Origin of the sequence: Shewanella waksmanii ATCC BAA-643 (assembly GCF_000518805.1) — a bacterium.
In the GTDB taxonomy this organism is placed as follows: domain Bacteria; phylum Pseudomonadota; class Gammaproteobacteria; order Enterobacterales; family Shewanellaceae; genus Shewanella; species Shewanella waksmanii.
Genome location: NZ_JAEH01000001.1, coordinates 200,999 through 211,630 on the forward strand (window position 1 = coordinate 200,999; position 10,632 = coordinate 211,630).

Consider the following 10,632-nt stretch of genomic DNA (forward strand, 5'->3'; position numbering starts at 1 on the left):
AATAGCGCACTGCATTTTGGTCACTAGACCTGATATAGTGCGCTTATCGACTCGCTAAAACAGGCGTTAAACTCGCAACAACATGGCTAAAACAACTTCTAACGAAACCAAGAATGAAGCACTCAAGGTTGCCAAGGCAACTCAAAAACCTGGGCAGACTAAAGAGCAAACTAAACTGATCGCCCAGGGCATTGAAAAAGGCATTGCTGAATATAAGAAGCTACAAAAAGGTAAGGCCCGCGAGAGAGATAAAGTGCGTAAACAGGCCATTAAAGCCAAAGCGCGTAGCCAAGAAGATGTTGAGACCTCAGTCGAGGTGAGCAACAACAACTCCCAAAGCCGCTACCTGCCTTGGGGACTATTACTGATTAGCTGGATAGGCTTCATCTGCTGGACCTTATTAAGCTAGTGTTCGCCTGAGTGTCATGGCAGCCAAAGTTACGACGGTAACGCCATCAAGCTGGCATTGATTGCGCCTTTAATATGATGTTTCTCTTTGGTTGTCATCGGCTCTTCATCACGATTGGAGAGCAAAAACACGTTTTCAGTCGACTCACCCAGTGTGGTAATTTTTGCTGAGTGAATCGTTAAGTCCAATGCAGAAAAGGCAGAGCAAATACTTTGCATATAGATGGGTTTATCTAAGGTATTTATCTTCAGCAATACTTTGTTTTTGCGGGTGCTCTCTAACAGATCAATCTCGGGGTCACTATCAAAGTTGCGCACATACCGTGGACTCGCCGCTAACTTGACTTTACTGCCATCAACAATAACTTCCGTGACCCTTTTCTTTAAACGCTGCAAACGCATGGGTTCAACAATGGGCTGATTGTCGGCATCCAGCAGTTTAATGATCTCTAACACATTGCCGTCTTTGCTTTTCATTATTTGCGCATCTTTAACACTCAACTTGGCCGCGGACAGCACATTAAAAATATCGGCAAAGAGGTTATTTCTATCATTTGTATAAACAATCAGTTGCGTGTAGTTTTCTGCGGTATCTTGCACAAAGAACACTTGAATATTCTGCTCAATGTTGCGCAACAACTGATGGGAGATCAGCGCGATGGAGCTGGCAGTATTTGCACTAAAAAAGTGATTCGGTAATCGTGACCATAGTGCAATAACATCGACCTCTTCGACACCTTGTGCCAGTAGCTGCTGCTTGGCTGTCGCCTTATTTTCTCTAAGCAACACCCTCGTTTCGAAAATGTTCTCAATGCCGCTTTTAAGGGCTTTTCGTACCTCTAAATACAACTTGTTCAGCAGCGCTTCTTGCCAATCATTCCAATACTCTTCATTGGTTGCCATCATATCGGCAACGGTAAAACAGTACAGCGCATTGAGCTTATCTTCATTGCCCACTTGCTTGGCCAGATCTTTAATCACATTGGGGTCGGCAATGTCGACGGTTTGAATCGCCGAGACTAACAAGTCTTGATTGGCCACCAGCCAATAGACTAAATCTATGGTGGATTTCTTTTCTGTATGCTGACTAGCAAACTCTTTGGCCTGAATCGCACTGAGCTCATTTTTATCAATCGATTGCTGACCGGAAATATGATGCAGCAACGCCGCTAAAATAAGCCCTGTTCTATCTCTGACACGCTTACAGACTTGGTTAACCAGCAAGGTTTCATTACCAATATCCCAAAAACCATCAAGCGCTTGCACCACCCTAAACGCATGCTCATCTACCGTGTAGGCGTTATGCATATCAAACTGCATCTTACCTTCAATCCAGCGCCAATGGGCACTGTAGGACGCCAACGCACCGTAGCGATGCATCAAACTAAATGCCAGTTTCAAACCATTTTTATGGGTAATTAGGCGTATGAACTCTTCCCTACAACCTTGATAGTCAATCAACTCGCCTAACAACCGACGCCTGTTTTGTCTAAGCAATCTTAAGGTGCCAGGGGCGATCCCTTGCGCTTGCTGATGGTCTGCAAGCAGGTAAAACAAGCGCATCACCTGACGTTTATCAATAAATGCTTGGTCGAAATTCACCGAGATGAGTCCGTTTTTAATACTGAAATATTCATCAATTTCAATACTAGCAACCGGTCGAGAATGAAAACCTAAGGTGAAGGTCAGTGAGTCAATAATGATCTGATTAAACTCACGCACACGAGTCATGGCCCTAAACAGCTGGCGCATCATATTTTCAATGGCTAGCTGATTGTTTTGGCCACCAAAGCCCATAAACTGCGCCACTTCTCCCTGATGGTCGAACAACAGTTTCTCTTCGGCACGCTTGGCTGTGACGTGTAATGCCCAGCGGACTCGACAAATATAATCATAGGCTTCAGAGAGTTCAAAAATCTCTTCTGCCGACAGGTACTGAGCCAGTGACTGTTGTTGGTCGAGCGGCGTTTGATTGTGTTTTTGCGCCAACCAATCAATGGTATGCAGGTCTCGCATGCCGCCGGGATTATTCTTAATATTGGGCTCTAAGTATAAAGCGGTATTACGCGCTCTTTTATGCCGTGTCTCTTGCTCTTCGAGCTTGGCATCATAGAAGTCTTTCATGGTCCAGATACCTTCTTTGCCTATTTTGCTAAGCACATTGGCGGCGAAAGACTGGCAACCACAAATAACGCGAATATCGAGTAAGTTGGTGGCAATGGTGATGTCGGATTGGGCGAAGGTGATGGTCTCTTTAATTGAGCGTACCGACTGACCAATATCTACACCTAAATCCCATAGACGGGTGAGAAAATCACTCAGTTGAATTTCCGCTTCAATACTCAATTTACCGTCATATAAGATGGTGATATCAATATCTGATTTAGGATGCAGCGCGCCACGACCAAACCCACCGACCGCATTTAGGGCTATGGGGTATTGATGCAAGCCAAAATCTTGCCATAACTGGCTGAGAAGATTATCGAAAAAGTCGGACCGCTTCGCCATTAATGACTGGATAGATTCGGTCAAAAACAGTTCATTGAGCTGTTGATCAAACGCCTCTACTTGCGACTTCAACGAAGGTGCTTGAGTGTCAGTTGAACCATTGCGCATCTAATTTAGTATTCCTAAGCGTTTGCCATGTTGCTGCTCAAACTCGTTAATTAACCCTAATCGACAGCAATCAATAAGCGACAATGCTGAACATGTTCTGCAGTGGTACAGGCACAATTAGTTAGAATTAAAATAGTTTTAACTCTAACTAATATTGAGGTGTTTTTTTGTACATGTCAATATTAGCCTTGGCTGTAGGCCTAGGTAAAACGCTTATTTTATCGATAAAAACAGTGATAAATCGGCGTGCTAACTCACATCAACAAACACTAACCAGCAGGTCAAACGTCAGTTGCCAATCGCGATAATATTCATGTACTCTAACTTTTTTAAGTCTGATGTTATCGCCAATGGAAAAACATGAAGAGCTACTTGTCTCTATAAGAAAAGTGATTAGAGCCATTGATTTGCACTCGAAACAATTGAACAAGCTATCAGGGTTAACTGGGCCACAGTTGCTTATCATGCAGCAAATAGCCCATATAGAGGCGATCACCGCCAGTCAGATAGCCAAAAATATTAATCTGAGCGCTGCCACCGTCACCAATATTTTAGATAGGCTAGAAAGCAGAGCATTAATACAACGCATCCGCAGTGATCAAGACAAACGCAGAGTGAGCCTTTTTTTAACTGAGCAGGGCCATGCCAGTCTGATTGATGCGCCGCAACCTTTACAAGAGCACTTTATTCAAAAGTTTCAAGTCCTGCCCGAGTGGGAGCAAACTTTACTGCTTTCTTCAATGCAACGCATTGCAACCATGATGGATGCCAACGAGCTAGACGCTGCCCCAGTACTAGAAATTAACCCTTTGCAGGCTTGCAACAGTAAGCCTATCCCTTAGGCGCCATAACCCCTATCAATTGCAGCTTTGTTGCTGATTTAACGTGCTGAACCCACTGTTTGAACGGCGGGACTGCACGTTAAAAACAGCGTAAGTACATGCTGTGTTAAATCAGATACTCGCTTTTATTCATCTTACTCATCGCAATCACTTTAATATGCAATAACGGCTCAACAATCTGCGCGCAAACATCGGCAAGTTCAGCCTGGCCGTTAACACTGCCTAACTTACACAGCAGTTGCTCTGCTTCGGCTAAAAAGTCCGTTAAGCAGGGCATCACTTGTAGTGCCCGCTCAATGATCGCTTCGGTTTGTTGCAGTGCAAAGTCACCACCGTTCAGTAACAGCATTTCATAGGCGCGGCTCAGGGCAAACTCAGCGTAGAGCGCGACTTCGTTATAGTCGATAACCTCCTGATTTAAAGCTCGGCGAATATCGGCACACAGCGATGCAAGTCGGCAAGTGAGGTCTGTTGATGGCATGGCGGTTCCTACAGGTATACAAAAACTCGCAAGCCTAGCGGGGTTTGCCGGCTAGCAATAATGAGGAACTAATTTGATTTTTCATAGAAAAGCACTGCCTCTCACGAGTTGATTGGTAAAACCCTGTCCCAAAAACAATGTATACAACTGATTTAAAACAGAAAAAATTCACTATAAAAATCCATTCATATTTTGTCATAAGTTGTCGCATTCCATTCATCGCCACTGCCATCGCTGTTCACATCTGCTACCTATAATGGCGCCATCGAAATTGAACATTGAGCCGGAGTCAGCACCATGGCCAAGCAACAATCTGCGAGTCAATCGCTTAGCAATAAATCTGATGAGTTGAAGGCCCTAGGCTTCATCATCTTCATTTTATTTCCCGTCCTCAGCGCCAGCTTTGTCAGCGCCTATGGATTCATCATTTGGATGATTCAAGCCTTTGGTGGCGTTGTCGCCCACTAGCCCTGCAATCAGTCACTATATTTTATTAAGAGGATGCGATTATGAGATGGCTTATCAACATCTGGCGCACACTAAACAAACCAGCTCAATATCTAACACTGGGCTCAATCAGTATTTCCGCTTTTCTAATGGGCATTATCTTTTGGGGTGGGTTTAACACCGCGCTGGAAGCGACCAATACTGAAGAGTTCTGCATTAGCTGCCACAGCATGGAGAGTAAGCCCTACCAAGAGCTACAAGAAACTGTGCATTGGTCTAATCACTCTGGTGTACGGGCGACTTGCCCAGACTGTCACGTTCCTCACGAGTGGAGCCGTAAGATTGGCCGCAAAATGGAAGCGTCTCACGATGTATGGGGTTGGTTACTACAGACCGTCAACACCCCAGAGAAATTCGAAGACAAGCGCTTAGAGATGGCCAGTCGTGAATGGAAACGTTTCGATAGAGACAATTCATTAGCATGTAAAAACTGCCACAACTACGACTCCATGAAATGGGAAGATATGTCGCAGCTGGCGCAAAAGCAGATGAAACGTGCAGCCGAGCTTGACCAGAGCTGCATCGATTGCCACAAAGGGATTGCCCATAAGCTACCCGACATGGGGACAGCCCGCGCACCTGAACTCATTGGCCAAGTTGGCTCAGGGGTCAGTAGTTTGCAGGTCGACCAAAGCTACTTTACTGCGCTCACTAAACCCCTTTACTTCAATGAAAAAACCGACGTTGAAGCGGGCACCTTAAACATTGCGACCAAGGTTAAAGTCCTCGAAATCAAAGGCAATCGCGCCAAGATTGGCATTGATGGCTGGCGCAAGAAAATTGGTGCTGGACGGGTTATCTACTATGACTTCGGTCTTAATATTTTAAGTGCACAGCTCACCAAAGATGCCGCACTTGAAGAGGGAGTTATCACCACATTTGAAGAGCAAGAAGACCCAATGACAGGGCTAAAATGGCAACGTGTTGAAGCGGCTATCTGGACTGATACTGACTACCTACTGAGCGATCTACAGCCGCTTTGGGATTATGCTCGCGGCACTTATAACACCGCGTGTAGTGTGTGTCATACCCAACCCGATGCCGCCCATTTTGACGCCAACACTTGGCCAGGCATGTTCCAAGGCATGATTGCCTTCGTCAACATGGACCAAGATACCCAAGCACTGGTGCAGAAGTATCTGCAAGAGCATTCATCAACCTTTGATAAGTCAGCGCACTAATTAGGACAACGTATTATGAACAGAAGAGATTTTCTAAAAGGCTTAGTCGGCACTTCTTACGTTGTGCTTAGTGGCTCATCAGTATTGGCCCCGCTTAATGCCCTAGCAGCCAGCGGCGCCGGAGCTAGCGATGGTTGGCTGACCACAGGTTCGCACTTTGGCGCGTTCAAAATGAAGCGCAAAAACGGGGTTATTGCCGAGGTGAAACCTTTTGATAGCGATAAATACCCGACAGACATGATCAATGGTGTTAAGGGCTTAGTCTACAACCCATCACGGGTACGTTACCCCATGGTGCGTTTAGACTTCCTATTGAATGGCCACAAAAGTGATACGACGCAGCGCGGTGATTTCCGGTTTGTACGCGTCACTTGGGACAAAGCGCTATCGCTATTTAAAGACTCATTGGATGAAGTACAAACCAAATATGGGCCATCAGGCTTACACGCCGGGCAAACTGGTTGGCGTGCAACCGGCCAGCTGCACTCAAGTACCAGCCATATGCAACGTGCTGTTGGCATGCACGGTAACTTTGTAAAAAAAGTCGGGGATTACTCTACTGGTGCAGGGCAAACCATCTTGCCTTATATTTTGGGCTCAACCGAAGTGTACGCTCAGGGTACCTCATGGCCGCTGATTTTAGAAAACAGCAAAACCATTATTTTATGGTCCAATGATCCTTACAAAAACTTGCAGGTGGGTTGGAATGCTGAGACCCATGAGTCTTACGCTTACCTTGCTCAACTAAAGGATAAAGTGGCCAAAGGCGAAATACGGGTGATCAGTATTGATCCGGTTGTGACTAAAACTCAGCAATATTTAGGTTGCGAACAGCTATACGTTAACCCGCAAACTGACGTGGCTTTAATGTTAGGTATTGCCCATGAAATGGTAGCCAAAAATCTACATGATAAAGCCTTCATAGACGGCTATAGCCTTGGGTTTGATCGCTTCTTACCTTACCTTCAAGGTGAAACCGACGGCATCGAAAAAACCCCAGAGTGGGCATCAGACATTACCGGCGTATCGGCAGAAATCATTCGCGATCTCGCTAAAGTGATGACCCAAGATCGCACTCAAATGCTAATGGGCTGGTGCATTCAACGTCAGCAACATGGCGAACAACCCTATTGGATGGCGGCTGTACTGGCCACCATGATTGGCCAAATTGGACTACCCGGTGGGGGGATTAGCTATGGTCACCATTACTCAAGTATCGGTGTGCCATCATCAGGCGCCGCCGCGCCAGGCGCATTCCCGCGCAACTTAGATGAAGGCCAAAAGCCCATTTTCGATAACAATGACTTTAAAGGCACCAGCAGCACCATTCCAGTAGCACGTTGGATTGATGCCATTTTGGAACCTGGTAAAACTATCGATGCCAATGGTAGCAAGGTCACCTATCCAGATATCAAAATGATGGTGTTCTCCGGCAACAACCCGTGGAACCATCACCAAGATCGCAATCGCATGAAGCAAGCTTTCCATAAGCTAGAGTGCGTGGTGACCATTGATATGAACTGGACGGCTACCTGCCGATTCTCAGATATCGTATTGCCAGCTTGTACCACCTTTGAGCGTAACGACATTGATGTTTATGGTAGCTATGCCAACCGTGGCATTTTAGCGATGCAGAAAATGGTGGGGCCATTATTTGAAAGTCTATCTGATTTTGAGATCTTCACTCGCTTTGCCCGTCTTCTTGGCAAAGAGAAGGAGTACACACGCGGCCTGACTGAACGTGAATGGATAGCTAATCTATACAATGACTGCAAGGCAGCCAATGCTGAAAAATTCGACATGCCTGACTTTGACACCTTCTGGAAACAAGGTTATGTGCACTTTGGTGAAGGTAAGCCTTGGACTCGTCATGCCGCATTTAGGGAAGATCCTGAGATTAACCCACTGGGCACACCGTCCGGGCTAATTGAGATCTTCAGCCGCAAGATAGCCCAATACAACTATGACGACTGCCCAGGTCATCCTACTTGGATGGAGAAATCTGAGCGCTGTCATGGTGGCCCAGGCTCGGATAAATTCCCGGTGTGGATGCAGTCTTGCCATCCAGATAAACGTTTGCACTCACAAATGTGTGAATCTGAAGCCTACCGTGAGTCTTATGCCGTTAATGGCCGTGAGCCGGTTTACCTTAACCCAATTGACGCCAAACAACGCGGCATTCAATCAGGGGATATCGTGCGGGTTTTCAATGACCGTGGTCAGTTGCTTGCCGGAGCCGTAGTCTCTGATAACTTCCCGCAAGGTGTGATTCGTATCCACGAAGGCGCTTGGTATGGCCCAGTTGGTGAAGATGGCAGCAAAGAAGGCGGAGCAGAAATTGGCGCCTTGTGTAGTTACGGCGACCCCAATACACTAACCCAAGATATCGGTACATCTAAATTAGCACAGGCATGTGCTGCCTATACCTGTTTAGTTGAGTTTGAAAAGTATCGCGGCAAAGTACCTCAAGTGAGTGCTTTTAGCGGCCCAGTAGAGATTGCACTATGAGCCAACAACAATCAGTGAACCAAGCAAGAGCCAGTATCTATCAGCTACTGTCGTCCTTATTTGCCAAAGAGGTCGATCATCAAATATTGCATGAGCTAACCAGTGCTCAGGCAATGGCATTTTGGCAACAGCTCGGCAGTGAGCCTAGCTTTAGTCATGATGTTGAGATGATTGTCGCCAAGCTGCAAACACTGACATCCGATAAAGCATTGCTAGAACTGGCAGCAGATTACTGCGGCTTATTTTTGGTGGGCACCAAGCATAGCGCCTCACCCTACGCCAGCTTGTACTTACAAAAACAAGCGAGCAGCGATGATGACCAACCATTACTGTTTGGTGAGCAGCATCAGCAAATGAGTCAATTTCTCAAACAGAGCCAATTGCAGGTTCAGAGTGAATTTCCTGAGCCAGCTGATCACATTGCGGTAATGCTTGCCTACGTTGCACACATCTGTGTGAACCAAGACTTAGCGCAGCAGTGCGAGTTTGTGCAACATAACCTGGCAAATTGGCTGGCCAATTTTGTCAATAAAGTTGCAGAAGTCGATCAAGGCAGTTTCTACCTTCCACTAGCACGGCTGACTCAGTCATGGGTGGAATCAGATCTGCAATGGATGCAAGGCGAGTTGTAGTACTTACACACGGTTTGTATCACCGTATCTCCACTGAAAAGGCCAACCCTAAATAGCGGTTGGCCTTTGCTTAAATACCACCGTTAGCCAAAACTAATTGAATCAAGAAACTGCGACACAGTTCGTTGCTGCTGGGTGCTATTGTAGCCACCGATAAAGACCAATAAATAGTCATTGACGATAAAAATGCGCTGCTGCATGGTGATCTCATCTTCGCCATTAGAGAATTGTAATGTCATTTGATAACCACGCTTGCCATTATGAGAGATATAACCACGGTCAATCTCAGTCGCGGCCCCGTTTTTCAAGCCTGTATAAGCTGAGCTTATCAGCTCGAACTCATCAAAATCGTCAGCGATAAACTCCATATCAGCTTGTTCGAACTTCTCCATTTCAGAGCTCACTGACAACGCGGCCATGGTGAACTTACCCTGTGAAATGATTGACTCAATATCCGTACGGCTATCGGTGTCTCGCTTAATGTGGGCACCTTCTAATACCAATCAGTATAAGAATTTGATCTACTCAGCGCGCTTTGGGCAAACTAATTCAAGGCGAATGATTGAAACAATGGTTGTTCCCTTGTGAAATTATTCAACGCAGAAGCAGGCAGCCTAAAACGCGCCACAATGGCGAGTTTTAGCGATTCTGATGCTGTGTTAACGAGCTTAACCGTAGAATAACTATGCTCTTCACTCGTTGCCTTACCTCAGAACCGCTAAACTCTCGCTGAGTGACTAAATGTTTATACTGATTGGTATAACATCGCCACTGTGACCGGCACATTAGTAAAAGAGTATGTTTGCAGCGGCAGTGGGGCAAACCACTGCTGATAACCCAGCAGCGCTAAACCAAGTAGCAGTATAAGTTTTAATAAGTTAGCCATTAATCCCTAATTCCTTTTAATTTCAGCCGACGTACAGGGCAATGACGACCTTAGTATATCGATGAATGGATCCTATCTATGCCTCAACAGCTACGCAATTAACTTAAAGTACTAGATTAACCGAGTATTTCTTCAAAAAGCCAAGAATAAACAGATACGTTTCAAAGCAATCATGATGATTTACTCGCACCTGTGTTGTCAGCTAAAAAGCAGCTTGCTAGGTTGATTGTTGCTCACTGAAGAGCGATAGATTGAATAATACGTAAGGATGAATAATGAAAAATAAACTTAAGTTTGCCCTGGTTGCTATCTCTATGGGATTTGGGATGTCTATGGCATCAACTTCTGTGGTCGCAGAAATTTCTCAATGTGCGGTAGATTGTAATCGTGGCTACGGCTACTGTACTGCTACACCATGGAGCTCACCACAAGTATGTGAGCAAAAACGCCAACAATGCCTAGCGAAATGCTAACCGGTAATATGTAAACTACCCTATTAAGCTTGGAGTAGATGGCTTTTTAGCAGTAGCCTGCAACTCTACCAAGCTTATTAATCAAAGCTATACGCTCA

The 10,632-nt window shown here is 45.6% G+C and carries 10 protein-coding genes and 1 pseudogene; 7 read left to right on the plus strand and 4 right to left on the minus strand.

Going from position 1 to position 10,632, the window contains the following annotated elements; translation table 11 throughout:
• Positions 1–82: 82 nt before the first annotated feature.
• The gene (locus L865_RS0100930; RefSeq protein WP_028771502.1) at positions 83–409 is read left to right on the plus strand and encodes a DUF2956 domain-containing protein; all 327 of its coding nucleotides are present in this window, start codon (positions 83–85) and stop codon (positions 407–409) included.
• Between the two features lie 59 nt (positions 410–468).
• Here the strand turns inward: L865_RS0100930 and glnD are convergent.
• Positions 469–3,024, minus strand: a pseudogene (gene glnD, locus L865_RS22805) ([protein-PII] uridylyltransferase); the annotation flags it as partial.
• A 350-nt stretch (positions 3,025–3,374) separates the two neighbouring features.
• Here glnD and L865_RS0100940 point away from each other — a divergent pair.
• Positions 3,375–3,866, plus strand: coding sequence for a MarR family winged helix-turn-helix transcriptional regulator (locus L865_RS0100940; protein ID WP_028771503.1), 492 nt, complete (start codon positions 3,375–3,377; stop codon positions 3,864–3,866).
• Positions 3,867–3,972: 106 nt separating this feature from the next.
• Here L865_RS0100940 and L865_RS0100945 read toward each other — a convergent pair whose 3' ends face one another.
• Positions 3,973–4,347: a hypothetical protein gene (locus tag L865_RS0100945; RefSeq protein ID WP_028771504.1), complete on the minus strand. Its 375-nt coding sequence runs from the start codon at positions 4,345–4,347 to the stop codon at positions 3,973–3,975.
• Positions 4,348–4,644: 297 nt separating this feature from the next.
• Between L865_RS0100945 and torE the strand changes: the two genes are divergently transcribed.
• The 4 genes from torE to torD are packed head-to-tail and all read left to right on the plus strand — an operon-like array spanning position 4,645 to position 9,175.
• Positions 4,645–4,815, plus strand: coding sequence for a trimethylamine N-oxide reductase system protein TorE (gene torE, locus L865_RS0100950; RefSeq protein ID WP_028771505.1), 171 nt, complete (start codon positions 4,645–4,647; stop codon positions 4,813–4,815).
• 41 nt (positions 4,816–4,856) lie between these two features.
• Positions 4,857–6,035: a pentaheme c-type cytochrome TorC gene (torC, locus tag L865_RS0100955; protein ID WP_028771506.1), complete on the plus strand. Its 1,179-nt coding sequence runs from the start codon at positions 4,857–4,859 to the stop codon at positions 6,033–6,035.
• Positions 6,036–6,050: 15 nt separating this feature from the next.
• Positions 6,051–8,543, plus strand: coding sequence for a trimethylamine-N-oxide reductase TorA (gene torA, locus L865_RS0100960; RefSeq protein WP_028771507.1), 2,493 nt, complete (start codon positions 6,051–6,053; stop codon positions 8,541–8,543).
• On the plus strand, positions 8,540–9,175 hold the full coding sequence (gene torD, locus L865_RS0100965) for a molecular chaperone TorD (protein WP_028771508.1): 636 nt from the start codon (positions 8,540–8,542) through the stop codon (positions 9,173–9,175). Before torA ends, torD begins: the two co-directional genes overlap by 4 nt.
• An 83-nt stretch (positions 9,176–9,258) precedes the next feature.
• Here the strand turns inward: torD and L865_RS0100970 are convergent, their stop codons facing one another.
• On the minus strand, positions 9,259–9,594 hold the full coding sequence (locus tag L865_RS0100970) for a hypothetical protein (RefSeq protein ID WP_157577378.1): 336 nt from the start codon (positions 9,592–9,594) through the stop codon (positions 9,259–9,261).
• A 326-nt stretch (positions 9,595–9,920) separates the two neighbouring features.
• Positions 9,921–10,061 (minus strand): hypothetical protein, encoded by a 141-nt coding sequence (locus L865_RS25380; RefSeq protein ID WP_157577380.1) that lies wholly within the window; start codon positions 10,059–10,061, stop codon positions 9,921–9,923.
• Between the two features lie 275 nt (positions 10,062–10,336).
• Here L865_RS25380 and L865_RS0100985 point away from each other — a divergent pair, with 275 nt between their 5' ends.
• Positions 10,337–10,534 (plus strand): hypothetical protein, encoded by a 198-nt coding sequence (locus L865_RS0100985; protein WP_028771510.1) that lies wholly within the window; start codon positions 10,337–10,339, stop codon positions 10,532–10,534.
• Positions 10,535–10,632: the final 98 nt, after the last annotated feature.

What these genes read in the sequence shown, in the direction of transcription:
- L865_RS0100945 (WP_028771504.1), bottom strand. Translation starts at nt 4,347, where the DNA reads ATGCCATCAACAGACCTCACTTGCCGACTTGCATCGCTGTGTGCCGAT.
- L865_RS0100970 (WP_157577378.1), bottom strand. Translation starts at nt 9,594, where the DNA reads ATGGCCGCGTTGTCAGTGAGCTCTGAAATGGAGAAGTTCGAACAAGCT.
- torA (WP_028771507.1), top strand. Translation starts at nt 6,051, where the DNA reads ATGAACAGAAGAGATTTTCTAAAAGGCTTAGTCGGCACTTCTTACGTT.
- L865_RS0100985 (WP_028771510.1), top strand. Translation starts at nt 10,337, where the DNA reads ATGAAAAATAAACTTAAGTTTGCCCTGGTTGCTATCTCTATGGGATTT.
- L865_RS0100940 (WP_028771503.1), top strand. Translation starts at nt 3,375, where the DNA reads ATGGAAAAACATGAAGAGCTACTTGTCTCTATAAGAAAAGTGATTAGA.
- torE (WP_028771505.1), top strand. Translation starts at nt 4,645, where the DNA reads ATGGCCAAGCAACAATCTGCGAGTCAATCGCTTAGCAATAAATCTGAT.
- L865_RS25380 (WP_157577380.1), bottom strand. Translation starts at nt 10,061, where the DNA reads ATGGCTAACTTATTAAAACTTATACTGCTACTTGGTTTAGCGCTGCTG.
- torD (WP_028771508.1), top strand. Translation starts at nt 8,540, where the DNA reads ATGAGCCAACAACAATCAGTGAACCAAGCAAGAGCCAGTATCTATCAG.
- torC (WP_028771506.1), top strand. Translation starts at nt 4,857, where the DNA reads ATGAGATGGCTTATCAACATCTGGCGCACACTAAACAAACCAGCTCAA.
- L865_RS0100930 (WP_028771502.1), top strand. Translation starts at nt 83, where the DNA reads ATGGCTAAAACAACTTCTAACGAAACCAAGAATGAAGCACTCAAGGTT.